The organism is Candidatus Brocadia sapporoensis, from assembly GCF_001753675.2.
In the GTDB taxonomy this organism is placed as follows: Bacteria; Planctomycetota; Brocadiia; order Brocadiales; family Brocadiaceae; genus Brocadia; species Brocadia sapporoensis.
Window position 1 is genome coordinate 1 of record NZ_MJUW02000059.1, and the last position, 24,588, is coordinate 24,588.

A 24,588-nucleotide genomic window follows, 5' to 3' on the forward strand; every position below is an offset into this window, starting at 1 on the left:
ACCATTTCTGGCCTAATCCTGCAACAAGGCTTCGCCTTGTTTGCAGGATTTAGGTTTTATATTATCCGCTATCCAAAGGACCGTCATCCTCCTCCTTAAAGTTGATATATAGCTGCGCATAAGTAATAGGATATAAATAAGTATGAAAGACGCATTCGGTGAGGCATTATTCCTAACTTTTAAAGCCATCCAGAAAGACCCTGATTTACTATACAGCTTATTTTAGCCATTTTATTAACCAGCATGTTGTTTTATTTATGCGCACCTGTGTAACCTAGATGTTTTTGCCTTGACATGCACTATGGCTTTTTGTTCAATTGCAGAATAGTTGTTAATAACATCGTTAGCAGGAGAGGAGCATTGTCATTCAAGGAAGAGTCTCTTCGGACGGAGCTAAAAAAGCAAGTAGAACGCTTCAGGAAAGAGTCGAACAGACATAAACGAATCTACCGGACCCTCAGGTATATTACTTTTGGACTAACAGGGTTTTCCACTTTCGTTGCGAGTGCTGCTTTATCTTTCAAGGGCCAGCAGGAATGGTTAAATCTTGCCGTTGTTTTTGCAACTGCAATAGCAGGAATTGCAACGTCAATTGAGGGGCTAAGGAAGCCGTCAGAACTTTGGATTCACGAAAGGAACATTTTCTATGCTTTGACAGATCTTGAGCGAGAGATGAACTACGAAGCGAGCGAATCGGGTGGTCTGAAGAATGCAGATGATTATTTTAACAGACTTCAGTACATTCTTACAACATCAACAGAGAATTGGTCAAGAAAGGTTAAGCCGTCTGGCGAAGGCAAGCCTTCGTGATTCAAATTTTCAAGGTCTACGATATGCCAACCCATGCAGGCAGTGTCACTTTCCGCCGGTCTCACAATAAGCTGTTATTTCTTATTATCTCTTCAGCGAATGGCACCAATTGGGTACTGCCCAAGGGGCATATTGAATCGGGTGAATCCCCCGAAGAGGCTGCTTTAAGAGAACTGCATGAGGAGGCAGGTGTAACTGGCCAGATAATTGATCGATTGTCAATCAAGGAATTCAATTTGAAGAAGGAGAAAGTGTCTGTGCAATATTTCCTCGTCAAAGAGTTGTGTCTTAGTCAACCAAGAGAATCCCGGATAATTCGGTGGGAGGACGAACATTCAGCGTTGCGATTGTTGCCTTTTGAGGAGTCAAAAAGTGTTTTTCGAGAGGGTGTAAAGAGGATTAAGGAACTTACGTTAGATAACAACTGCTAACCATATCCTGCATACGGATTGTTTCCGCGCTTTGCGTCTCAATAACCGGTAAATACTATCGTTCGATAAAATAACAAAATTAAAGAAGACGAGATAAATATAAGGGTTCCGAAAAGGCTATCGGACATTGAAATAGGATGTGGTTTGTTGCTATCGCAAATTTAGAAGAAGACGGACCGCATAGGATTAATGTGGTGGCATAGTTTGTCAACACATCAACAGATGGGCTCTTGTTAATTCCTGCCAGGCTCGTACATAAAACAGAAGACAACATTAAGTTGGATGCAAGTCGCTTTGACTGTTACCATTGATTCTATCATTCAAACGTTGTAAAGTTATGTCTTCGGTTACACGGTGGCATGGACTTCGTCGTGATGATTTGACAGGTTCACCATGCACGACGCTACATCTTGTTTGCCCATGTTATTTGAATATACACACGGGTTTAGAATATATCGCAAAGACAGACAAAGTTTGTCTGTGTCACACTATAACAAAATTAAATAAAATGAAAATCTTATACAAAAAATTTACCAGATATTACGTATCGGTTTCCTTGACGGGAGCTTTGCTCATGAGCAACTATTGATGAGTGTAATTAATCTTCCTGTCAATGAGCCAAAAATGATGTAGTAAATCGCCTTAAACAAACATTATCGCCAATTGACGAACAACGGAAAGGACCATTTATGAACCGAACGGTATCTCAGAAACGGGCTGCATTCCGGGCACTTCACCAAGATGGTTGTTTTGTTCTGCCAAATCCATGGGATATTGGGAGTGCGCGCGTGCTGGAGAGTCTGGGTTTCAAAGCACTGGCAACTACCAGCGCGGGATATGCATGGTCAGTGGGATTACCGGATGGGCAGGTATCTCGTGCCATGTCATTGGCATACATTCGTCAGATAGTCGCCGCTACAGGGTTACCCGTCAGTGCTGATTTTGAGAGTGGCTTCGGGGTAGATCCGGAAGGTGTTGCCGAAAGTGTGCGCATGGCAGTTGAAACCGGTGTAGCCGGAATTTCCATCGAGGACTCGACGGGTGACCCAGCCAATCCGCTGCGTGACACGGATGAGGCCGTGCTTAGAGTGCGTGCAGCACGCCACGCGATCGATGATTGCGGCGGTGACACTCTACTCGTTGCACGCGCTGAAAATTTTTTTGTTGGCAAACCCGATCTCGAAGATACGCTGATACGTTTGAAGGCATACGCTGAGGCTGGGGCTGACTGTCTCTATGCGCCGGGTATCCGAACGCGTGAGGAGATACAGTCCGTCGTTGCGGCCGTAGCACCCAAGCCAGTCAATTTACTGATCGGTCCGGCTTGTGCGCTTACACTGCACGAGGTTGAAGCACTGGGCGTTAGACGCATCAGCCTGGGCGGCTCACTGGCACGTGCAGCATGGGGTGGTTTCATGCGTGTAGTGAATGAGATTATCGGACGCGGCCGGTTTGATACCTTAACTAACGTTCCAACGAATGCGGAGCTCAATGCGATCTTCCGGAAAATCCAAGGTTAGCAGGATGTTTCAATACTCTGCTGTTTATCCATTCCCACAGCAAACAATGGGTGATCTGACAAACAGGGTCATATAGCGCCGGACAACCATGTATTGCATCGGGTGTCTGCAAGCGGTCACTGCAGACCACAGGCGTTTACACAATTCCAGGGCAAGTTTATAATATTATAGATGACGATATAGAAAGGAGTTAAACAATGTTCAAAAGAGTTGATCATGTAGAAATTGTACCAAGAGATGCACAGAAGACTATCGATTTTTATACCAATATTCTTGGTTTCAGGATCAAAAGCCGAATAGAAAGAAACATGCCGCCTATGAGAGAGATCATCTATCTACAGTTGGGTGATACGGTTATTGAAATTATTTCTGTAGATAATCCTAGTCCAAAATCTGAAAACGCATGGGAAATTGGATACAGGGCTATTGCCCTTGAAGTGGAAGATATGAAAAAGACGGTTGATTATTTAAGAGGCAGAGGAATTGGCATTGCTCGGGAACCGGTAGACTTGGGAGATTCGTATCGCGGCGAGATACGAGATCCGGACGGGCTCATTATTGAACTTCGGCAATGGAAATAGCTTATGTGAATTAACATGTAAACAGAGATATTTATCTCATATATCAAAAGAAATAAAGAGTTATTCACATTTTTCTCTGGCACAGTTTTGAACCCCCGATTCGGCTACAGTGCGCAACCCGTGTAACAATGTATGATACTTAAAATATTGAAAGGAGATGCGAAATGTCATCAACCATGTTTCGTCCCATTGTTTTCTTGAGTGTTTTGAGTGTGTTCTGTGGCTGTGCAGAAAACAAAGCACAAGTCAGAAGAACATCGGGTGAAGGGGTTAGCCAGTCGGTAACAATCGGTGCATCTCCTCGGCCAGCTAATCAGACTACTGGAAATGGTGCCGCAGCAGAGGTTGCAAAGAGCGCCATGAGAATCGACTACCAAAAAGTAGCGCCAGGTGCTTACCAGGCAATGTTAGGTCTGGAAAACTACGTACGCACTTGTGGACTGGAAAAATCTTTACTCAATCTCGTTAAAATGCGCGCTTCCCAGATCAATGGTTGCGTTTATTGCCTCGATATGCACTCAAAAGAAGCGCGATCTATTGGCGAAACGGAACAAAGACTCCTTTCGCTCGATAATTGGCGTGAGGCTACCTGCTATACAGCGCGGGAACGGGCTGCCCTGGCGTGGGCCGATGCGCTGACACTGGTGTCAGAGAAACACGTTTCTGCAGAACTTTTTAACGAGACTCGCAAGCAGTTCGGTGAGCAAGAACTGGTAAATCTGAGTATGGCCATAATATCCATCAATGGCTGGAATCGCCTGAATATTAGCTTCCGGTCAGATCAAGAGGCCTGTCCAGTTAAGTAGAGAGTCAAAAAAGTTTGCAAGGGGGGCATCCTGGACGATATCGTTCTTGGAGTGTCGAACGACTCAACCCATTTGCCCGGTTAGCGTGACGTCAGGTTAATTCCATAAAAATATTTTTTTAATAATCGTATATTTTCTCAATAGCTCTTTTTTTATCACACTGGCTTGACAAATTTTTCATTGTATTTGCGCATTCTGACACACAGCGGCCAATGGCAGTGTTCAATATGTAACCAGGGGATGGCGTCTTTTCACACCTTAAAAAAGCCTCTTCGTTTTGTGTATTTTATATGGATTCCTCTGCCGCCGATCTCAAACGGGGCATATATTTAAGGATATGTTGTCATATACCGTTAAAGGCAATTCTTGGATTATCCCTACATTTTGGCACGGAGGGCATTAGCATTTTCAATCTTTGATATTTTCAAAAACGAAAATGTTGCAACGTTTCAAAAATGGTGACACCGATATCTCGATTTTTTCTTGACATATGCTGTACCATTTGACAAATTAAAAAAAATGAGTTATATAGTAAAAACTATTTATTACGGGAGGTTTATCATGAAGAAAAACAGCATTATTGTAATTCTTTCGATAATAGGTCTGATGCTACCGTTCGTGTCTCACGCTGATGCGAATGAGATTCCGCCACAGGGCAGCAAACTGCTCTCGGCGATAATTAAGACAGCGGAAGGACAACACCATGGGAGTATTTTTGAGGCCGAATTCGAAGACGGCCTGTGGGAGGTAAAGATCTGTGACACCAGTGTTTGCCAGAAACTTTACCTTGACCCACAAACCGGCAAAGAAGTGCGTCAGAGAAAAACCGATTGTGACGAAATACCACCGGCAGGGTCAATGCCAATCTCAAAAATCATACAATCTGTGGAAGCTCAAGGGCTGGGGATTATAACAGGATTTGAATTCGATGACGGGTTCTGGGAAGTAAAACTGCGCAAGGACGGGCGAAAGGTTAAGCTGATTATAGATCCGATGACGGGAGAATCAACTGCATTGAGTATGAAAAAAAGAACTCTGTCTGACGATCAAATGCAGCGGGCAACATCACACCTGTCGCAGAGCCAGGACGTTAATCGAAACAACGAACCAAATATCAGGAGATAATCACGATGATTCCGAATAAACTAATGGAAATCCTGAAAATAGAGCCTGATGGTGTTGTTGCTATTGCAACCTTAGGGAAAGAAGGACAGCATTTGGTTAACACCTGGAACGGCTATATTGCAATATCATCTGACGAACGATTGTTCATTCCGGTAGGTCACATGCATAAAACAGAGGCTAACATTGCCCTTAACCCTCATGTTTTGATTACGCTGGGAAGCCGGAAGGTTGATGGTATGCATGGGTCTGGCTCAGGCACCGGATTCTTAATTAGGGGAAAGGCGACGTTTATAAGATCCGGACCTGATTTTGATTCCATGCGGGAGAGGTTTCGATGGTTACGCGCCATATTGGCCGTTACCATCGATTCAGCTACTCAGACTTTATAGAAATGTAAAGATGCGTGGATGTTTGTGCTTATTACGTGTGCAATTTGACTAGAATTCAACGTTTAGGGTTTATAACCAGGGCGTTCAACAACGACTGGAAACGAAGCTTGATAAAGCGCAGTCTTTCTTTATCAAGCCGTGTATCTGCGGTATTGGTGCTAACTGTTAGGAGCTAACGATGAAAAAAAGAAAGATATACATTACGGAATTTGACAAAATGCGGCTCGAGGAACTTATTGATGTGGCTGCGGAGTTTGGCGATCATGCAAGGAAAGATCTTGAGTTCTTGGCGGGAGAGCTGGATCGTGCTGAAATAGTGCCATCCAAAGATATACCTGCTGATGTGGTAACTATGAATTCGAAGATTGTTCTTCGTGACTTGGATACCGCTGAAACAATGACCTATGTATTAGTGTTTCCCAGAAATGCAAATATCAGTGCAGGGACTATCTCGATCCTTGCGCCTGTAGGCACGGCAATTCTGGGGTATGCAAAAGGAGACACCGTCGAGTGGTCGGTTCCGTCAGGATTACGGCGTCTTCGTATTGAGGAGATTGTTTACCAGCCAGAAGCGGCTGGCGATTATCATCTGTAGCGCTAACCTATTTGTTGCACGCTACGGCATTACTACCGCGTGTGGACTGAGCATTAACTAAAAATAAGGGAGTTACGTCGTGGCACATACCGATCAATCTGTTGGCACACTAATCTCGATCAGCGGAACACTTGCAAGCATCGGCCTGGCTTTGGTTGCCATTCTCACAGCAAAGACATCCATAGACCATATTGAAACGGCCGCAGATGATATCTTTTTGTTTTCGTCTTTCGGATTCCTGTTCGCAGTTGTTCTTGGTTATCTGGCACTAAAAAACAACGGAAATGGTAAAGGCGGTAGCCTCGCCACCATGGCAGAGGTGGTCTTCTGTGTATCACTTCTCGGCGCTGTCATTGGAGCTCTTCTCATGCTCTACATATTAGTCTGACGTTGTTGTCAGATAATAATTCGTTAAAGCAGTTGTCGTCGCTCTGGTATCTCTCAATGTCGCCAGGGAGAACTTCGCCCCTGTCATCCTGATGTTGCTATCAGCCTTGAAAACATAGCGGGTTTATAAAGAACCGCAAATAGGAAAAAGGACGAAAGTGCCGGAGATACGGACAGTGGGCATATGAGACATTATACGATGGAATCTATGATTAAAAGCACTACACCGAACGGTGATCCCGTTGAGTTCGCTAAGCCTGGGCGCAACCAGAAGTTCCATGGCGGCGTATGATGGGTAAATGGGAACTGACTGTTATGGACGACAGGACACGCATTCGAACCCTCGTCTGGATTCATGCAACACTGCCTGAGCATCGTGTTCTGGCATGACTGTGTACGTGATGGATTATAAAGAAAGACAAAAGCAGGAGATAAACTATAATGACAAAGACGTTTAAAGTCGGAGACCACGTGACCTGGAATTCTGAAGCAGGATGGGTCAGCGGCACGATTATTAAGATGCATACAAGGGACGTCAACTATAAGGGATATACACATCACGCCAGTGCGTACGACCCGCAGTATGAAATCAAGAGCGATAAAACCGACCATATCGCAATGCATAAGGGTTCGGCACTGAGAAAGATGAGTAGTTGAGCGCGTAACAAGTCGGCGTCACAAAACGGGGTATCATATTAGCTTTTTGAAGCGTGATATTATCTCAACGCTACCAGGTATTGTCCCTGTTTTGGTTCAAAGCAGCGCCTCAACCGTTCCGCCTGATGTCCCCAAGGTTCGTTTCTTTACCACTCAGTTTTGAGATGAAATTCCCGGTGGTCAGTAGCGTCTAATAAGGCCACAACCTCTGTTGGAATTACGACTTAAAAATAGAAGTGTTAACTTACTTTTGCCCGCAGGAGACCTTAGGAAAGACAAATGTATTGATTTCTAAAAAAATTAATATGAACCCGAGTAAGCAATTAATTTGACCATACTCAACGAGTATGCATAAGAGTGGCTATGAAAAACATTACCTACAAAGCGCCAAAAAATAACAAAGAAGTCTTTATTGATCACGCAGTAGATCGTATTCCAGATTTGGCGCATGAAAATCAGCAGAAAATGCGCGGTTTCAAATTTGAAGTGAATGGTATTCCTTTTCAGATATTGCGGGAGAAAACCCGCGAGGAACTATTGTCTATGGCCACAAATTACACGGCGGGTATTCAATCCCTGCTTCTAAAACGCAGGTCTGAGACGTGTCTTTACGTTCGGGATAGTAATCAAAGGGACGCATCGTGGCATAAGGAACAAGATAAATTACCTGGAAAAGGGTTAAGTCGGGATCATGAGACAATCAGGGATATTTCTATTATCCAAACCGGACACGAACCTATTCTTTACTATCCTGGAGTATGGATCAAAAATCATCTTACACAGCATCTGGCGAAGAGAATGGGCGGCGTCGGAGTAAATATGATTGTGGACAATGACGCCTGCAACATGGGTTTCGTCTATGCGCCAATTCTGTCAGAAGACTCCGCAACCGTCCAAAAGGTAGCGTTAGTGGATAGAATGGATGGTGTTGCATATGAAGAGATCGTTTTTGGTAGTCCTGAAAGGATGCTTACATTCAAGAAGGAGATATTAAACCTGCTCAAAACAGATGCTCCAGACGAAAAAAAAGGTATAACATTTGAGTCGATGCGGGTTGCGTTTGAGGAATTTATTGATCGCTGTATGAATATCTATTATCAGGGTTGTACTGACATGGTAGGTTTATTAACAACGGCAAGACGTGCGCTGGAAAAGGATTTGGGCATTGATAATCTTGAAATCCCTGTTTCCTGGATATGTGAAACGGATGGTTTCTATCACTTTTTACTGCATATCGTATATGAGGCAGAACGATTTGCGAAAATCTACAATGAAAAATTGTCAGAATACCGAAGCATTCATAAAATTCGGTCAAAGGCCAACCCCCTGCCAGATTTAAGAATTATGGGGAATCTAATTGAATTGCCCTTTTGGACTTGGAAAGCAGGGGAACGCAGGGGTAAGTGTTACTTGATGAAAGAAGGGACATCTCTAAAAGTTACCAATGGAGCGGATGATTTATTTGTCCTCGGAAATAGCAAAGAAGAAAATATAGAACGGTTAAAGGCCTTGAAGGATGCCAAGATTAAAATACGTCCACGGGCGATCACAACGACAATGTTTTCCCGCTTGTTCTTCTCAGACGTATTTATTCATGGGATTGGCGGAGCAAAATACGATACGATTACCGATGAAATAATCGCGGAGATTTTCAGCGTTGCCCCCCCTGCCTTCGTCACAATTTCTACTACCCTATTTTTACCATTCGACACATATAATGTAAACACGGAGGATTTGCAAGCCCTTCAGCGCGAGCTTACAGACATGAATTATAGTCCTGAACATTATGTTTCTGGTGTTGCACAAAATGACAGAGAATTTATAGATAGGGTTAATAAGAAAAAGAGGATATTAGAGATCATGGAAGCTTCCAGCAAAGAGGAGAAAAAGCGGTATTTTGATCAAATAAAGGCGTTAAATACCATGAATTTAAACGTTATATACGCTGAAATCCAAAGGAAACGGAATGAAATAGACGCGGCAAAAATTAAACTTGCTTACAATGAAGTTATAAAATTTCGGGAATATCCTGTTTGTATATATCCTACGAAGCTGCTGAAAGAATATTTTTATGATGTTTTTTTCGGAGAGTGAAATAGAGGTATGTACCAGTAATACCCCCTATGATGGAGCCGATAATAATCAGATTTGATTTGAGAGCAATGATGGGATAATATGCCTCTTTTTTATCGATTTTTACTATTAATATCCAATTCACGTCTTTAAGATTATCGAGGGGCGTATATGCGTTGAGTACGGGAATTTTCCGATAATCTTTTACAATTCTTATATCCGTATTGCCGCGAAGTGCGTCTCTTGTGGCTTCCGTGTTAATTTCCAGTTTTAAAATAGTGTTTTGAGGAATAAAACTCGACTTTGAACGCATGAAATTATCATCACCCACAATGTAAATTTCTCCCGTATCACCAAGTCCGTCTCTTTGGGATAAAAAAGCATCAATTTTGGAATATGGTATCTCTACGATAACAATACCCAGGAGCTTATTGCTAAGATCATACACGGGCGCTCCTCCCATGAATATAAAGTCTTTCGCCTCTTCACACCATGTTATATCAGAAAATTTAACATTATTTAAACCTTCCTTAAATATCTCACCGATAGAAAAAGAGCTGTATTCTCCCTTGCGCAGATTGGTTCCGATATATTCATCCCGTTTGACGCCGAAGACAACATTTCCATCGGTATCTACCAGAAATATGTTGTTGTACCCGTTTTGTCTCAGAAAGTGCTCTAGCAAGGGGCCATAGTAGGTGTCTACTTGCCGATAAGCAGGATCGTCAAAACCGCCGGATTTAAAGGCATTGGCGAATCGTGGTAAACTTTGAACAACCAAAGGATTTTTCGAGAGGATATTGACATCCCCGTATCTTTCATGAAAAAAATTCTGAATTTGTAATTTCTTGATTTCCCGGACAGAGATTAAGTGATTCATAATCTCACTTTTCATGGCAGGAACAAGGATTTTATAACTTAATGGCCCCATGATAACAAAAAAGGTACAAATGGCTATGCCTGATGCGATAAGGATTTTATTAGCAGTTTTCAAGGTTATTACTCAAGATCTTGCGGGTATTCACTCCGCTGTAAGAGATTAAGATACTGTTGTAAGTTAACAGTATGAGAATTATCTTTCATTACAAAGAACAAAATAATACAAATTAATTTTATTTTGTCAAGTTTATTGACAGACCGATTGATACGTCTCGACAAAGAATTTTACATCTTTTATGTCTCCGTTTATTATCTCAATGGTATAGTGAGTAATCCGATTCCTTTTAAGAATACAAATAATCTTGTCCATATCCATATCATACTCTCTTGAGAAATGCGAATGAGTATCACCGTCTGGATATTCATAGTTCCAGTTGTGCGGGGTTTTATTGGTATTCAGATGAACACCGACTACCTGGCCGTTTTTACAAATCGATTCGAGTCCTTCATAAAAATCGAACTTGTTTACAATAGCGGATGTCCAGAGATGGCCGGTATCGAGCCAGACTGGACATTCAAGATATGCCATGTGTGCAGGTGTTTGATTGCCATTTCCGATACCGGGAAAATCGTTTTCCAGACACATGGTGTATGATGGATACCGTTCCCTTAATTGTTTCATATGGGTTTTCACGGTACGTTGATACTTTTTGAATTCTTCTGTCTCCAAAAATTTTGGATCCATGACCCGTGTATCATTAAGACGGTATTTATTATCAATAACGTCACGCAAAACCTTATTGTAATTGTCAGGATCGTTTTTGATTGGTCTCGACGTCATAAAAAACCCATGAAACAGTACTACCGTGCTCTTCAGAGTATTCATAATTTGTGCAGTGTTTTGGAATCCTTCCAGGGCAGTTTGAAAATCATCATGTGCAAGATTGATAACGTAGTCAGAAAATACCGGGGCGTGAATGGTAAACGGAACCTTGAGCCCTTTTATTTCATTGTACAAGTCTTTCGTAATGGAATTATGCAATTGAATTCCAAATTCAAAACCCTGCGATTCAATGAAATCTCTGCAACGTTTGATCTTTGCAAGAATTTCGCCACGACGAAAACACATGGTACTCAGTTCGATTTTCATATGCTCCAGTATAGAAACTTTTTTCCGAAATGAAAGATGAATTTCTAAATAAATTGCAATAATTGAACTGGTAGAAAAGAATTTGCTAAAAGTGATCGTATAGTAGGAAATGGATTCTCAGCGGCGGGGTTACTCGTCATGTAGCTTATATTAATTCTTGCGTGTGTTTAAGAAGACACTAATTTATAATCTTACCACAACTTATGGTTGGTGCCTGCTTAAAGAATCAAGACGATCCCCGTGTTTGCCTTGGGCGTCATCATCCCGCAGGCCAGTGGTTAATCTTGCGCGGATACTGGAGTTTAGCAGCGTTAAGTCCGTGAGACGGAGATATTGACCGTCTAACAAGAGAAAAGATGGATATGGAAAGTATGAGTTGTTTTCTAAGACAGGTATGCAAGACACATCCATATAAGTTCCATGTTATTAATATTGATGGTGCATCATTCCACAAAGGTAAGAGACTCGAAATTCTCCCAAACGTGTTGCTGTCGTTTTTCCAACATACTCTCCTACGCTGAACCCGATAGAGCAGATATAGAACATCCTTCGGCGTAACTATTTTGCTAACAGAATGTTTGATTCTCTGGAAGCGTCGATAGGGCGGGCAGAACAGGGGTTTGCTGTTATAGCGAAAAAAAGTGGCTGTAAGGAATTTAACAAATTGGCATTGGATTGGTGCCATCTAGATTGCGTAATTGAACAACACCTGAGTATTTGGTGAACTGCCGAGACCGCGAATGCTCAATTGTCCTGTTCCGGGCCTTCCAAACCCAAACCCGACAACGTTGTTTTGTGTGGCAAAAACACCAGGAGTTCTTTCCTTCACCAATTCCATAACGCTATTTGCGATAGAATTTTCAATCTTTTCCCTGGTAATGGTCGTTTCACTCTGTGACATCCTGGGTATTTTTTTTACCTGTTTTTCTGCAGAAACAAGTATTTCTTCAACCGTCTCATCTCTCTCCTTTACCTCCGTATTCTTTTCTCTAATTTCTGTTTCTCCGATGTCGTTCTCACAAAAGGCCGGAGACAGAAAAAAGAAGCTGTTTCCGAATAAACAAGCAGTTAAAAATCCTTGTAGTTTCATAATATCCTCCAAATAGTATTTTCAGCAAATATCGGATAAAGAACATGGGGACACCTGCGCAAACACTTTGTATGTAAATAAAATATTTTTTTCATATCTTGCTACTATCTCCTTATAATTGTTTATCGTAATTGTCTGTCTTCTTTCTCATTAGCCGCCTCGGTAATTTTAAAACGAAACGCTATCTTCTTCTTTGAGTCTACAGGTACTCCCATAATCATTTTTGGTACAAGCGTACATTTTCTTAAAAAGACAAGCGCCGATGCGTCCATATGCTTGCATCCCGAAGATTTCACAATCGTCATGCCGCCGTTCGACCCATCTGACAGAATGAGAATTTCCACCTCAACCTTTCCTTCATGCCCTTTGGAAATGCACTCTTTCGGATATTCCGGCTTTCCGATACCAGCAACTTTTGCAGAAGGGCTTCCTTTTACGAGTTTACTCCCATATGCGCCGGGAGAAGAGTGCACTGGCGGATTTGTTTCGTGGTGATGGTCCTTTTTTCCTTCGGTATTTCCCTTTGTAAAATCATTCCGCTTATGAGACAATCTTTTCTCCTGTTTTATGTCAATTACCGGTGAGTTATTCATGGCATTCCCGGTGTTAGAAGCATTTGCTTCATTGCTGTTATCCTGTACTTTATCAAGTGTTGTTAATTCTTCTGTTCTCAAATCCTCTCTATTTTCTTTCTGAAAAACTGTTTTTTCCAATACGTCTTCATTACCGGGAAGAGTCGAAGACTCATACGCGACTCTTTTTTCAGTCACTGCTAATTTCCTTTCCGAAGACAGACCTTCAGCCGATCTGATAAAACCTACCAACTCCACTTCAACACATGAAGCACCCTGCTCCATCAGCACCATTGAATCCCGGTATGCACTGTGCACGTAAATAAATACTCCAAATACCGCAGCATGAATTGCAAGTGATAAAATGAGCCACAGCCATAATTTTTCATATCTCATATCGTCCGATCTTCATGCAGCACGAAATTGCACAATCCTCTTTTTAAATTTCTTTATGCTTTATTGAGGCATATAAGGTATCACAAACGACATTCCTCTTACTTCTCCAACCACGGCGTCAATGCGATACACCTCCCTGATGGTCTCGGTATTGATTATCTCCTTGCCTCCCCCGGCATAAAGCTGCCCGTTTTTGAAAAATAGAAATCTGTCTGCATATCGCATCGCCACATTCACATCATGGAGGACAACTACTGTAGTGATATTCAATTCCTTTGTTATTCTTTTCAGCAAACTCATTATTTCAAACTGATGTTTTATGTCCAAATGGTTAATCGGTTCATCAAGGAGAAGTATCCTTGGTTCCTGTGCCATAATACGGGCAATCATGGTCATCTGCCGCTCTCCTCCAGACAGCTCTGTATATGGCTGTTTTCTGATTTCCAGCAAACCTATCAGTTTTAGCGCCTCTGCTGTTCGATCATAGTCTTTTTTTGATGGCAAAGAAAATACATGGGATGCCCTGGCGGTAAGGACAACATCCTCAACGGTAAAAGGGAAAACAGGGTTATGAAATTGAGGTAAATAGCCGATGATTTTCGCTCTTTCTTTTATAGAGATGCTTTGTAACGATTGATGGAAAATGGTCACCATGCCTTCACGGTATGGCAACAACCCGGCTAAAATCTTGAGAAATGTCGATTTACCACTCCCGTTACAGCCCAATATGACAACAAACTCACCTTTTGAAATATCAATTGATATATTATGGATCACCTTTTTTTGGCCATACCAAAAATTAAGGTTAAAAGTAGATATTGCCATTATAAATTCTCTTCTCGCATCCGGCCGCTCTTGAGCAAATAGACAAATACAGGGCCACCAATAAGGGTGGTGAATATACCAACAGGCATCTCAACATCTGCGATACTTCTTGATAAGGTGTCAACAAACAACAAAAACGATCCCCCAATAACAAAACTCAAGGGTTGATTGCGCCGGTTATCAACCCCAAAAACAAGCCTTACAATGTGAGGGATAATGAGACCGACCATCGGAATAATACCTGCTACCGACACGGTTGAGGATGATACCAGTGCAGCCGGTATGATAATAAGCAGTCTTTCGACAGTTGGATTAAGACCAACGGCAAGGGATTCTTCATCTCCAAGCGCAATTACATTCATTCTCCATCTCATGATCAAAAGCCATGCAGTTCCTATTATGATGGGTATTATGCAGGATCTTACTTTTGACCAAGTTGCATAATGAAGATTGCCTATCATCCAATGCACTATGCTCTGGAGTTTGAAAGGATCCGTGACATATTGGACAAATGCAAGCAGAGAGGTAAAGAAGCCAGAAACAATTATTCCTGCAAGTATCAGCGAAAGTAGTGAAACGCCTCTTCTGGTAAGAGAGAGAAAATAGGTCAATGCGACAGCAAGCATTCCAAAGAGAAATGCCACTGGCTGAACAGAGAAATCGTTTAACAATGCCAGCGAAAGCGCAGCCCCAAACGCCGCGCCTGATGATATACCGAGGATAAACGAATCCACAAGGGGGGTTCTTAAGACATTCTGGATAGAGTTGCCTGCAATTGCAAGTGAACCTCCCACAGCAAAGGCTAACAGGATTCTGGGCAGGCGGACATCAACAATTATGGTGTATAACATATCGTTATCCGTATTTGAAGAACCATTTGAATGCCTGCAAAAAAGCCAGCGTATTGTTTCTTTTGGCGCTGCAATGTCAGAACTACCGACAAACATTGATGCTGCCATGAATATCAGTGGCATTGCATAGAAAACAAGGTCTTTTTTAAAAAAAGTCACGATGATCAGTTTTCTCTTAAAAAGTTTTGTTATACAGCATTTGAAACATCTTGTCCAATTCCCGCTTCGAACCTAAATCACACAACAATTCCGGATGAAGCCACGCAGCCATAAGCTTTAAGGCATACTGAAATTTCAATGTCCAGAGGTCACAATGAAATACTTCTGGAAGTTCATATACTCTTTTGTTCCTGATAGCTTTTATATTCCTTAATTGTTTATTGAGCATGAGGTCCCTCGGATCAAGACGTTCATTATGCCACATGATAATAACCTCTGGGTTTGCTGAAATAAGCCTTTCCATCGTTATGACGATATGTTCCTTTGTTTCTGTACAAATATTTTTCCCCCCGGCCATTGCTATCAAGTCGTCTGCAACGCTACCTTTACATGAAGTATTCAACAGACTTTGAGCCCATACGTAGTAGACTGAAGGATTTTTTCCCTTATCAATAGACTTAATCCGTTCAGTTACAGAACTTATTTCATGTTGTGTATACGCAATAATCTCATTTGATCTTTTTTTGCTATTGGTAAGAATGCCAAAGATTTTTATTTCAAGAAAGACATCTTCAATCGAATCCATAAAAACGCCCAAAACAGGGATTCCGGCATTCTCAATGGCTTCGATAGCCTCCGTTTGCTGAGCCCACATGATAACCAGATCTGGTTGGAGAGCGAGAATACCTTCAACACTAACAGAATCCCAGTTGCCAGGCGCAGGAAGTCTCTTGTCTTTTATCCGTTTGTCTAAAGCCGCATAGTATGGATATACATCGGTCTGGTATACATTTTTTGACACTCCTACTATTCGATTTCCCTGATTAAGCATATAGATACCGCTTAAAGCACTTTCTATCAAACAAACAATCCGCTTCGGATGCGCTTTCAGTCTGACTGTTTTATTCCGGAAATCAATTATTTCTAAAGTATGAGCTGATACAGAAACAGCATGAAGAACCACGGACAAAAACAAAAACCACTTCACTGGCAGCCTCTGTGCAAACCAAATATTTTTCAAGGTGAGTTCACAATTAAAAAGTTACCACAATCGAGGCCAGGGTATTAAATCCAGGGTCCTGAAATTGCCAAGGCATTTCAAATATTTTATTCAGTATGTTATTTACATCTACAACCAGGTCGGCTGTGAAATCACGATTTTGATAAAGCTGTTTTTGCGCCTTCATATTCATAATGACATATCTGCCAAAGTCATTTCTTCCACCCTTCGAGGTGCTATCGTAATATCTACCTATATACTGACAATAGGGACTGATATTCACTTCGTATGGAAAACTTGCCGTGATGCCAAAATTTGCAACGATATCGGGCACAAATGGTACATCGCTGCCGTCCTGATCTGAGTCAACATCATTTTCAACTTTTGTCTTGGTGATTGTAGTATTGGCAAAACACTTAAGCATGTTGTCTATTTGATATTTCCCTTCAATTTCTACACCATAGGCATAACTCTCTCCAGCGTTGACAGACCGCGTTTGGGAGGGATTGCCGCTGACAACATTTTCAACGATAGCATCATCTATCATGTTATAAAATCCTCGTGCACCAAACTGCAGATTACCGTTTAACCGTATATCTGAACCCAAATCCAACCCGATGCCTTTTTCCGGTTTAAGTGATGGATTTGGCAACTGACCGTTTTTACCGGGCATGCCAAGGTCTGACAATTTTAATGTTCCGCCTACAGATTTTGCTGATGGCACTAAAAAAGTTGAACCGGCATTAGCATATATACCGATATCTTTAGATACATTATATCGAATACCTGTACTCCAAAGGAAGCGGTCCCACGACTTGCTATCTTCTGACGGTTCAGAGCCACCAATCAAATCGTAATCATGTCTTGTGTAACTATAACGCCCTCCCACTCTAAAGACCCAGTTATCAATAATTAATTTTTCCTGTACATAAAGCCCACAGGCATCAGCGTTCACATCATTACCCGTCGTATCAATTCCATTGGTTTCTGTTTCTGTCTTATAACTCACATGCTGCAGATCAGATCCTATGGTAAGCAAGAAACCTTCCGTGTGTTCATAATTAACAAAGACATCAGCGGGGAAAATATGTTGAACAACCCTGTCTTTTTCACGCAGACTCAGATTTACGGGAAAATTGTCCTCTTCCCAGTTTCTGTCATAATGGCGATAGCCAGCCTTAAGATGAAGAGATATATCTTTGTTCAATTGATTTTCGTATGCGACGTTTATTGTATCATAATAGTTTTTGAAATCACGGTTCGGTCTCCCAACATCGCCGGTATGCTCTGTGTGATGAGCAAATATCGAAACCTTCGATTCTGGTGTCAAATAATAAGTAGTCTTAAAAAAGGCCTTCGTCTTTTTATACTCAGGATCATCAAGCATATTGAGCCATGATGGGTTCGTGCCATAGTTTGTATAATCGGACTGTTCATAATTTGCACCGAGTAGATAATGAACATTTCCCTTACTATTCTCATGATAGGCACTGCCGGTAAGCGTATTCCACGAGCCATATCCGGTAGATAATGTTGTCATTGGCGATAATATTTTATCTTTTGTAATCAGATTTGTTGCGCCTGCAAGGGGAGACTGGTTACCGGCAAAATCCATGGACATATAATTTGGATAGAGCACGGTTGGGCCACGATGCACTTCGATAGTATTAAGGTATTTGTTGTCAAGGCTCATCGTGTCAACAAAAGAATCCACAGGAAGGCCATCCAACATATAGATATTGTATTTTGGCCCCAACCCGCCATAGGAACCCCAGTTTGCATCATTTCTGGAAAGTGGATTCACAAAGGCACCTGGTGTATACCGCAACGCCTCCGATAAATTTCTATTCGTATAGGTTACACCTTGGATGTCCTCCTGAGTAAGTATGTCTATTTTATGCGTAATTTCCTCTGATTTTTGAGGCAATTTTGATGCGGTAACAACAATTTCTTCGGTTTCCTCGTCTTTTTCCTTCGTCTCTGCCTTTTCTTCGCCAATCTCTGTTTCTTCAGCATAGGTTTCTGGAAAAGCTGGAGACGATGCTAATAGAAAGTTGCCTACACAAATAATTATAAATAAATATATTTTTTTCATCATATTCTCCTTAATATGTTCTAAATTTTTCAAAACACAACTGACACTCAATATAGTTATCACTATGCCTCAGGTTTGGTAAAATACTGCTTTCGAATGAACGTATTCCAGCCTCAGGAGATTGGTAAATAACCTGGACATTACTGGTAAATACTTTAAACTTCTCGTCGTAACCACAATTTGGACACACAAAGAAATTACACGTTCTCAAGATGTTCTCCTCTACACAACAAATTAAAATATTACTATTATCGTTTATGTGCTACCATGAGATAAAAAAAATATTTATTTCATGCATTGTAATTTAGTTTATCCTATGAGATTTTTTGTCCGATTCTTCCAGACGGAATCGGACAGGAATTGACACCCTGGATTTAACAGGCATGCCTCCTATCCTTTCAGGTTGAAATCTCCAGCGCTTCACCGCTTTTAAAGCCGCTTGATCAAGGAGTTGATAGCCACTGCTCTGTTCAACTTCAACTTTGGTCGGCACACCTTTCTGGTCTACCTCTACCCTGAGAATTACCAGTCCCTCTTGACGCATTTGTTTTGCCAGTTGGGGGTATTCCGGAGGTTGATTCCGCATATAATCCGGCTTAATCTTGGCCATGGCCGTTCCTTGCGAAGATGGCTGCGTAATCCTGGCGGCTTCCTGCTGTTTTTCAGTTGTAGACGCACCGGGTTTAATCACCCCTGTTTCGGGTTGTAGCGGTTTAATCGCTTCCTGTTGTTTTTCCACAACGGGTGTGATGAATTCCTTTGTCTCCAGGTTTGGCTGCGGCGATGTCGCTGGGTCTTCCTTTGGTGTAGTCTTAACTGTTTCCTGTTGCTTTTCCATCGCGGATGTAATGGGTTTTACCACATCTGGCACTGGTTGCGGCTGTTTAACCAGTTCCTGGTGTTGTTCTGTTGAGGACACAACGGATTTAACCGCTTCCGAGTCTGATTGCGATAAGGCGGCCACCAGATCAACATCAATAGTCCCGTTTGTCGACTCAATGCTGTATTGAACAGATTTAACAAGAAGTTTTCCACCAATGAAAAATAAAATTCCATGAATGAATAAGGCAAGGATAAATCCTTTTATCACGCCGTGATTGCCTGGTTTCACCTTATGATAGTCGAATCTGTAAGTTGTCATTTTTGCAAAGATTCCGGCTGTCTTGTCTGAATGGCAACTTTCGTGATTCCTGAAGACCTTATCTCGTCAAGGATTTGAATTGCATTGCCAAACGATGCGTCCTTGTCTCCATTAACAAGAACCTTCGTATCGGGATTTTCCGACTTTAATTGTTTTAACCGAAGAGACAAAAGATCGGAAGTAAGTTTTGCTTGGTTCAGGTATATATCACCTGACTTAGTTACGGTAACGGTTACTGCCACTTCGCGCTCCTGGGGAGCGCCCGTCACGGCGGAAGGTAAGTTCACACGAATACCCTGATTCTTGGTCATTGAAAGAGAAACCATTACAAAGGTTGCTAAAAGGAAAAAAACAACGTCAATAAGCGGAATGATCTCTATCCTTGCTTTCCGTCTGGTTGTCGGCAGTGGTATCTTCATGGGTTTTTATCCTGTTTTAAAAGCAAAAGTTCGAGATGTGTGGTGGCATCCTCAATCTCATGTCTGGCTTCTTCAAGGCGTGCATTGAAATAATTAAAAGGAATGAGAGCGACAATGGCGGTAAGAAGGCCGTAGGCGGTCGCAATTAAAGCCTCTGCAATGCCGCCCGTAATAACTGTGGGGGAGTCAAGTTCCCTGCCCCCCAAAAGGCCAAAGGCATGTATCATTCCGGTCACGGTACCAAAAAGACCAAGGAGCGGTCCAAGGGTAATAACGGTGTCAAGCACAGGAAGTCCGCGTCCAAAACGCTTAAGTTCTTTATTTGCGGCCTGCAAAAGGGCGTTCGAGAAGGCTTTATGCCGGTGACGAAGGCCGTAAACAAGGGTGGTTGCAACAAAATCATTGCACCCCGCTCCTATTCGCAAGGCTTCTTCAATTTTTCCTCTCTCAACTTCAGAAAATATTTTTTCTATTATTTCCGGACACCTTGATTTTCGCTCACCGATAAGAAAATAAATCCGTTCTATAACTACTGTCAACGCAGCCATAGATGCAACGAGGATAGGCCACATGACTGGCCCTCCTCTCAAGAATAAATGAAACATTATTACTCCTTTTATTATTAAAACCGGAAAGTCAGAGCAGCACGAACCGCGATAGGTTCAACTGATTTAAAATGAATATCATTGTACCCGCCATCATCCGGGCCTGCAACCTCGTTTTTTAAACGCGAGGGATAATAATAATCAATATCATGATTCTTGTTGTCGAGGAGATTAAAACCCTCGACACTGAGAGTCCAGTTCTTATTGAAGTTATACCCTGCTTTTGCGCTCAACAAAGTGGTGGTCGCAGAGCGGACGCTATTGTCTTCAATAAGAGGACGGGGACCGAAAAGCCGCAAACGCAGGTCACTGAAGAAGCCACGTTCGCCTGGCTGACGGTACGCAATGCCGATAGCCATAACACTGTCAATTGCTCCAGGAATATGTGTACCTTGAGACCCATCATCCCCAACAGTTTTTCGAAACTCTGCATGCGAAAACGAGAAATCCGCATCCAGTGCGAGCCATTTGGTGGGCGTATAGTAATTTGTCCACTCAACACCATAGCGCCTGCTCGGTGCGCTAGCCTCTGTGCTGCCAGCATCCCCGGCAAAAACCAATTCCGAGTCCACATCCAGCAACCACAACGCCAGCGTGCTTTGCAATCCCTCTATGGCGGTTGTGCGTACGCCGATTTCTGCGCCTTTTGTACGTACCAATGCATCCGCTGGTTTAACAGGGTCTCCCGTCATTGGGTCAACCTTTTGGGTAACCCCCCGCGCATCATTACTGTGAAAACCAAGCCCCCCGCTCAGGTAATACTCCGTTTTAGCCCACGGCCCAAAGATAAGCGACCCTTTGGGGCTAACAATTGCATCGTCCCGTGTACCAGAGTTGCTGGACAAATTGCTATCCACGTCAAAATAATAATAATCCATTCGTAATCCCAAAACTGTGCGGAATTTATCCGCCCATTGAACTTTATTCTCGACGTAGGGGGAAAAACTTGCTTCCCACACATCATCCGAACGGGTTGTCTCTGAAATTGTTTCACCGTTGTAGTCAACCTTGTCCGTACGATGACGTCTGACCGTTTGGAATAAACCGTTTGTAATCGAATCACTGCGAATTTGCAGACCTACGGTATTTTCCATGTCGCGGCTAAATAGCTGACTGTACCAGGTTTGACTTGCCTTCAACCCCCCAACCGCCCGCCTGTCCAGTTGCTCAAATTGATCGCCCTGAGGGCTATTAAGAAAGTATGTGAAATCGGAAAACAAATCGAGATCATAGTAAAATCCATATGCCAACACCTTTGTGGAAGAATCTGCATCAGCACGATGCCACTCCGCAGAAAGATTGTAGCGTTGAGAGTTACCACCATCGCTTGAGTTCAGCGTGTCAAAACGGTCAAAACCAGGAATTTCACTCAGCGCTCGTTTAGCAACTTGGTCAGTCGCAGTCCAATGCCCGGCGTAAGCTGTAGTAGTTATACTATACCCGTGCTCTGCATCCCCCCGACTATAGCTTAATACGCCATTTATCTTCTTGTAATCATCGGGTGTCGACCAGGGACCATCGTTATGGAATAATTCAACAGCATACAGGAGATTTCCACTTCCAATAAGACGAGATGAGGCATACAGGCCGCGTTCGTATCCAAAACTTCCGCCCTCTACTTGTGCTATGCTGTATGGAAGGGAATCAACATATTTGATATTAGCGGCGCCCGCAGAGGAAAAATCGCCCAGGTCTGCATAGTAGGGTCCTTTCCGGAAGTCTACGCGCTCGACCAGTTCTGGAATCAAAATGTTCAAATCTGTATAGCCCTGACCATGCGCATGAGTAGGCAAATTCACCGGAACGCCATTGATCGACGTAGCAAAGTCCGTCCCATGATCTAAGTTAAAACCTCGCAGAAAGAATTGATTCGCCTTACCAGCTCCACTGTGCTGGGTAACAATTACCCCTGGAACTGTCTCCAGAACCTCACCCGGACGCGACAGGGTACGCAACTCTAATTCGTCCTTACCCACTGTACCCTGAGACGCTGCAGCTGCTATACCGATCAAACTGTCCGCGCGACCATAAACTAACACCTCCGGCAAAAGAGTTGCTGATTCGGTGGATGTTGAATCTGCAGATCGTTGAATAATATCCGGTGAATTACTCGTATTATCACCATTTTCTTCCGATTGACGAGAAACATCCTCATCTGACAATTCTACCGTAGAAGAACCAACTGCCTTTCCATCGGGGTTAACAGGAGCGGCACATAAAGGGAGCAATCTATTAAAATTCAGGAGTATCGGTAACAATAGCACAGAAAGTCTTAGTAAACGTTGTTGCGCATACATCATAAGCCTTCTTTCTTTATATAGGATAAATAATACAAAACACACTCATTGGTCACTTTAATTCTCTAAAAAACGTTAACCCTTAAAATAAAAAACCCATGTCTTCGACAGCAAAAACATAGGTTTGAAAAACATTAAAATTACAGATTATCAAAATAATACAGAGGAGAAACTTTGATCTGCGTGCCTGCGTAATCTGTAAAATCTGCAGTTATAAACCTTCACCATCTTTACCATCGAAAACTACGTGAAGCAATTACAGGCAGGTCTTCTGGCTCCCGGATCATCCTACTAATCAAGCCTTCCCACCTAATCGAACAAAGGCAGTGGCGGTGTGACGTTCGTTCCCGGTACAGCGGCGGGTCCGCTCCTCATCTCACCTCAGTTAAGAAGTGGGACATGGATTCCCTATTACTCCCAAACATCTGCATGGGAGAATTACCTGTAATCAATAATCATGGAAATGAACAACGTATCTTTAGTTAACGGGCAAAAAATCGCGATTAAAATATTTTTTGTTTACAAGCAAAATGTTCTACGCTACACCCCCCCCGCTACTTTCCTTTGATTATTATTCTTTTTTAAGAGTAATGAGTCTGTATCTTGCGTCAATTCCAGTAACAATTGTGTCTCTTCATTTCGAACTTACATCAGAAACTATTAAACCATACTGATGATTTTAAACTTTATAAGACACATTTAGAATAATCGCTCTAAACTATTTGAAAATCTATATCTTTCAATCACCTCCATTCTCTATTATTTTAATGTTTATCCGTTAAGGACTGTTTTCCTTGTTTAAACCCATTCCAGCGATAAGTCGGAAGGAACATTTCATTGCTGATTATGAATAAAAACCCAAACAGTACTACCTAATATATATTCGTGCTACTATAATACATAAAAAAATCAAGGTTATGCTAAAATATATCCATTCCCGTTGTTGCCATAGATAATCCTCTGTGCTCTAAACATTTTGCTGATTTTAATTTCCCGCACGATCCTTCTATTTCTTTCAATTTGTTTTTTTGACAATTATTTTCATACAGAAGTCAGCATTCCGTATTGATATGCTGAACCAATTAGTATTTTTTCTTTTCTTGTAAGCTCATCAAACTTATGGAGATATTCCTTCTCCCGATGAATTCCGAGTTTTAAGATATTTGATATACTTTCTTTTTATCACGAAGTGCTACGTTTCAAAAAAGAATATCATCAATATTATTTTTTATCAAGAATATTTTTTAAAATTATTTCAACGCTATTTTAAACACAAAGACAATTCCTGTCCTATCATAACTCTGCTAATTGAAACTTTGTATCCCCCATACAAGATTTTGGGTCATCATGGAAACGAGTGAGTAAAATTTGCATTTTTATATCTCCGGAGGCATACAGGTCAGAATTTTTAATCGAAGATATTCTTCATCTCTTAGACCGTAGGCCCGTCTCTGGATAATCCGAATTTTGTTATCTAATTCCTTGACAAAACCCAAAAAAACTTTATTCTCCGGTTTACTGTATGCAGCAATTCCATCCCAGTGCCTTACTACCATCTCAGCAAACTTCTCATAGGGTTTAAGCCTCTGCCACTTTAAAGACTTTATCCAGTTTTTGAAAAAACGTCTTGCCCATCCCTCCGACTTATAATTCCAGGGCATTCTAAGTTTTATGTGGGAAATTCCTAGCGCAGCTACGCCGCAACCAAAGCTTTAAAACCGTCCTCCCATAGTGT

General features: G+C 42.0%; 24 protein-coding genes and 1 riboswitch. Of the genes, 11 read left to right on the top strand and 13 right to left on the bottom strand.

The window, feature by feature from the left end; genetic code table 11:
- Nucleotides 1–360: 360 nt before the first annotated feature.
- The 11 genes from BIY37_RS05000 to BIY37_RS05050 all read left to right on the top strand — a co-directional run bounded on the left by BIY37_RS05000 (nucleotide 361) and on the right by BIY37_RS05050 (nucleotide 9,395).
- Nucleotides 361–810: a DUF4231 domain-containing protein gene (locus tag BIY37_RS05000; protein WP_070066740.1), complete on the top strand. Its 450-nt coding sequence runs from the start codon at nucleotides 361–363 to the stop codon at nucleotides 808–810.
- Entirely contained in the window at nucleotides 807–1,241 is a 435-nt protein-coding gene (locus BIY37_RS05005) for an NUDIX domain-containing protein (protein WP_070066741.1), read from the top strand. Before BIY37_RS05000 ends, BIY37_RS05005 begins: the two co-directional genes overlap by 4 nt.
- A 689-nt stretch (nucleotides 1,242–1,930) precedes the next feature.
- Nucleotides 1,931–2,761, top strand: coding sequence for an isocitrate lyase/PEP mutase family protein (locus tag BIY37_RS05010; RefSeq protein ID WP_070066742.1), 831 nt, complete (start codon nucleotides 1,931–1,933; stop codon nucleotides 2,759–2,761).
- Between the two features lie 197 nt (nucleotides 2,762–2,958).
- Nucleotides 2,959–3,342, top strand: a complete 384-nt coding sequence (locus tag BIY37_RS05015) for a VOC family protein (protein ID WP_070066743.1) — start codon at nucleotides 2,959–2,961, stop codon at nucleotides 3,340–3,342.
- A gap of 359 nt (nucleotides 3,343–3,701) precedes the next feature.
- Nucleotides 3,702–4,148, top strand: a complete 447-nt coding sequence (locus tag BIY37_RS05020) for a carboxymuconolactone decarboxylase family protein (protein WP_070066761.1) — start codon at nucleotides 3,702–3,704, stop codon at nucleotides 4,146–4,148.
- A gap of 561 nt (nucleotides 4,149–4,709) precedes the next feature.
- Nucleotides 4,710–5,273 carry a PepSY domain-containing protein gene (locus BIY37_RS05025; protein WP_070066744.1) on the top strand — a complete coding sequence of 188 codons (564 nt, stop codon included), beginning with the start codon at nucleotides 4,710–4,712 and terminating at the stop codon, nucleotides 5,271–5,273.
- Nucleotides 5,274–5,278: 5 nt separating this feature from the next.
- Nucleotides 5,279–5,662: a pyridoxamine 5'-phosphate oxidase family protein gene (locus BIY37_RS05030; protein ID WP_070066745.1), complete on the top strand. Its 384-nt coding sequence runs from the start codon at nucleotides 5,279–5,281 to the stop codon at nucleotides 5,660–5,662.
- A gap of 178 nt (nucleotides 5,663–5,840) precedes the next feature.
- Nucleotides 5,841–6,257, top strand: coding sequence for a nucleoside diphosphate kinase regulator (gene rnk, locus BIY37_RS05035; RefSeq protein WP_070066746.1), 417 nt, complete (start codon nucleotides 5,841–5,843; stop codon nucleotides 6,255–6,257).
- A 79-nt stretch (nucleotides 6,258–6,336) separates the two neighbouring features.
- On the top strand, nucleotides 6,337–6,645 hold the full coding sequence (locus BIY37_RS05040; protein ID WP_070066747.1) for a hypothetical protein: 309 nt from the start codon (nucleotides 6,337–6,339) through the stop codon (nucleotides 6,643–6,645).
- A gap of 440 nt (nucleotides 6,646–7,085) precedes the next feature.
- The gene (locus BIY37_RS05045; RefSeq protein ID WP_070066748.1) at nucleotides 7,086–7,301 is read left to right on the top strand and encodes a hypervirulence associated TUDOR domain-containing protein; all 216 of its coding nucleotides are present in this window, start codon (nucleotides 7,086–7,088) and stop codon (nucleotides 7,299–7,301) included.
- Between the two features lie 363 nt (nucleotides 7,302–7,664).
- Nucleotides 7,665–9,395 carry a hypothetical protein gene (locus tag BIY37_RS05050; protein ID WP_070066749.1) on the top strand — a complete coding sequence of 577 codons (1,731 nt, stop codon included), beginning with the start codon at nucleotides 7,665–7,667 and terminating at the stop codon, nucleotides 9,393–9,395.
- On the opposite strand, the gene BIY37_RS05055 is transcribed toward BIY37_RS05050, so the two are convergent.
- From BIY37_RS05055 to BIY37_RS05120, 13 genes are all read right to left on the bottom strand, one after another.
- Complete coding sequence (locus BIY37_RS05055; RefSeq protein WP_143299179.1) at nucleotides 9,346–10,368, bottom strand: cache domain-containing protein; 1,023 nt, start codon at nucleotides 10,366–10,368, stop codon at nucleotides 9,346–9,348. The two genes, BIY37_RS05050 and BIY37_RS05055, sit on opposite strands and share 50 nt — an antisense overlap.
- Before the next feature lie 132 nt (nucleotides 10,369–10,500).
- Complete coding sequence (locus BIY37_RS05060; protein WP_070066751.1) at nucleotides 10,501–11,403, bottom strand: hypothetical protein; 903 nt, start codon at nucleotides 11,401–11,403, stop codon at nucleotides 10,501–10,503.
- Between the two features lie 685 nt (nucleotides 11,404–12,088).
- Nucleotides 12,089–12,493: a TonB-dependent receptor plug domain-containing protein gene (locus tag BIY37_RS05065; RefSeq protein WP_070066752.1), complete on the bottom strand. Its 405-nt coding sequence runs from the start codon at nucleotides 12,491–12,493 to the stop codon at nucleotides 12,089–12,091.
- A 122-nt stretch (nucleotides 12,494–12,615) separates the two neighbouring features.
- Nucleotides 12,616–13,461: an energy transducer TonB gene (locus BIY37_RS05070; RefSeq protein ID WP_070066753.1), complete on the bottom strand. Its 846-nt coding sequence runs from the start codon at nucleotides 13,459–13,461 to the stop codon at nucleotides 12,616–12,618.
- A 60-nt stretch (nucleotides 13,462–13,521) separates the two neighbouring features.
- Entirely contained in the window at nucleotides 13,522–14,286 is a 765-nt protein-coding gene (locus tag BIY37_RS05075) for an ABC transporter ATP-binding protein (RefSeq protein WP_070066754.1), read from the bottom strand.
- Nucleotides 14,286–15,260: a FecCD family ABC transporter permease gene (locus tag BIY37_RS05080; protein WP_070066762.1), complete on the bottom strand. Its 975-nt coding sequence runs from the start codon at nucleotides 15,258–15,260 to the stop codon at nucleotides 14,286–14,288. Before BIY37_RS05080 ends, BIY37_RS05075 begins: the two co-directional genes overlap by 1 nt.
- Nucleotides 15,261–15,312: 52 nt before the next feature.
- Nucleotides 15,313–16,284 carry an ABC transporter substrate-binding protein gene (locus tag BIY37_RS05085; RefSeq protein ID WP_070066755.1) on the bottom strand — a complete coding sequence of 324 codons (972 nt, stop codon included), beginning with the start codon at nucleotides 16,282–16,284 and terminating at the stop codon, nucleotides 15,313–15,315.
- Nucleotides 16,285–16,330: 46 nt separating this feature from the next.
- A complete protein-coding gene (locus BIY37_RS05090) occupies nucleotides 16,331–18,394 on the bottom strand; it encodes a TonB-dependent receptor plug domain-containing protein (protein ID WP_080324858.1) in 2,064 nt (687 codons plus the stop codon).
- Between the two features lie 301 nt (nucleotides 18,395–18,695).
- Entirely contained in the window at nucleotides 18,696–19,532 is an 837-nt protein-coding gene (locus BIY37_RS05100) for an energy transducer TonB (RefSeq protein WP_070066757.1), read from the bottom strand.
- On the bottom strand, nucleotides 19,529–19,951 hold the full coding sequence (locus tag BIY37_RS05105) for an ExbD/TolR family protein (RefSeq protein WP_070066758.1): 423 nt from the start codon (nucleotides 19,949–19,951) through the stop codon (nucleotides 19,529–19,531). Before BIY37_RS05105 ends, BIY37_RS05100 begins: the two co-directional genes overlap by 4 nt.
- Complete coding sequence (locus BIY37_RS05110) at nucleotides 19,948–20,523, bottom strand: MotA/TolQ/ExbB proton channel family protein (protein WP_201789394.1); 576 nt, start codon at nucleotides 20,521–20,523, stop codon at nucleotides 19,948–19,950. The genes BIY37_RS05105 and BIY37_RS05110 overlap by 4 nt, the downstream gene beginning before the upstream one ends.
- A 50-nt stretch (nucleotides 20,524–20,573) precedes the next feature.
- A complete protein-coding gene (locus BIY37_RS05115) occupies nucleotides 20,574–22,856 on the bottom strand; it encodes a TonB-dependent receptor (RefSeq protein WP_201789395.1) in 2,283 nt (760 codons plus the stop codon).
- A gap of 241 nt (nucleotides 22,857–23,097) precedes the next feature.
- Nucleotides 23,098–23,314: riboswitch (cobalamin riboswitch) on the bottom strand.
- A 915-nt stretch (nucleotides 23,315–24,229) separates the two neighbouring features.
- Nucleotides 24,230–24,514 (bottom strand): transposase, encoded by a 285-nt coding sequence (locus BIY37_RS05120; protein WP_070066760.1) that lies wholly within the window; start codon nucleotides 24,512–24,514, stop codon nucleotides 24,230–24,232.
- Nucleotides 24,515–24,588 lie beyond the last annotated feature (74 nt).

Bases quoted from the DNA above. Each gene is read 5' to 3' on its own strand.
- BIY37_RS05010 (WP_070066742.1), top strand. From the start codon at position 1,931: ATGAACCGAACGGTATCTCAGAAACGGGCTGCATTCCGGGCACTTCAC.
- BIY37_RS05015 (WP_070066743.1), top strand. From the start codon at position 2,959: ATGTTCAAAAGAGTTGATCATGTAGAAATTGTACCAAGAGATGCACAG.
- BIY37_RS05020 (WP_070066761.1), top strand. From the start codon at position 3,702: ATGAGAATCGACTACCAAAAAGTAGCGCCAGGTGCTTACCAGGCAATG.
- BIY37_RS05025 (WP_070066744.1), top strand. From the start codon at position 4,710: ATGAAGAAAAACAGCATTATTGTAATTCTTTCGATAATAGGTCTGATG.
- BIY37_RS05030 (WP_070066745.1), top strand. From the start codon at position 5,279: ATGATTCCGAATAAACTAATGGAAATCCTGAAAATAGAGCCTGATGGT.
- rnk (WP_070066746.1), top strand. From the start codon at position 5,841: ATGAAAAAAAGAAAGATATACATTACGGAATTTGACAAAATGCGGCTC.
- BIY37_RS05045 (WP_070066748.1), top strand. From the start codon at position 7,086: ATGACAAAGACGTTTAAAGTCGGAGACCACGTGACCTGGAATTCTGAA.
- BIY37_RS05050 (WP_070066749.1), top strand. From the start codon at position 7,665: ATGAAAAACATTACCTACAAAGCGCCAAAAAATAACAAAGAAGTCTTT.
- BIY37_RS05060 (WP_070066751.1), bottom strand. From the start codon at position 11,403: ATGAAAATCGAACTGAGTACCATGTGTTTTCGTCGTGGCGAAATTCTT.
- BIY37_RS05065 (WP_070066752.1), bottom strand. From the start codon at position 12,493: ATGAAACTACAAGGATTTTTAACTGCTTGTTTATTCGGAAACAGCTTC.
- BIY37_RS05070 (WP_070066753.1), bottom strand. From the start codon at position 13,461: ATGAGATATGAAAAATTATGGCTGTGGCTCATTTTATCACTTGCAATT.
- BIY37_RS05075 (WP_070066754.1), bottom strand. From the start codon at position 14,286: ATGGCAATATCTACTTTTAACCTTAATTTTTGGTATGGCCAAAAAAAG.
- BIY37_RS05080 (WP_070066762.1), bottom strand. From the start codon at position 15,260: ATGCCACTGATATTCATGGCAGCATCAATGTTTGTCGGTAGTTCTGAC.
- BIY37_RS05090 (WP_080324858.1), bottom strand. From the start codon at position 18,394: ATGATGAAAAAAATATATTTATTTATAATTATTTGTGTAGGCAACTTT.
- BIY37_RS05100 (WP_070066757.1), bottom strand. From the start codon at position 19,532: ATGACAACTTACAGATTCGACTATCATAAGGTGAAACCAGGCAATCAC.
- BIY37_RS05105 (WP_070066758.1), bottom strand. From the start codon at position 19,951: ATGAAGATACCACTGCCGACAACCAGACGGAAAGCAAGGATAGAGATC.
- BIY37_RS05110 (WP_201789394.1), bottom strand. From the start codon at position 20,523: ATGTGGCCTATCCTCGTTGCATCTATGGCTGCGTTGACAGTAGTTATA.
- BIY37_RS05115 (WP_201789395.1), bottom strand. From the start codon at position 22,856: ATGATGTATGCGCAACAACGTTTACTAAGACTTTCTGTGCTATTGTTA.
- BIY37_RS05120 (WP_070066760.1), bottom strand. From the start codon at position 24,514: ATGCCCTGGAATTATAAGTCGGAGGGATGGGCAAGACGTTTTTTCAAA.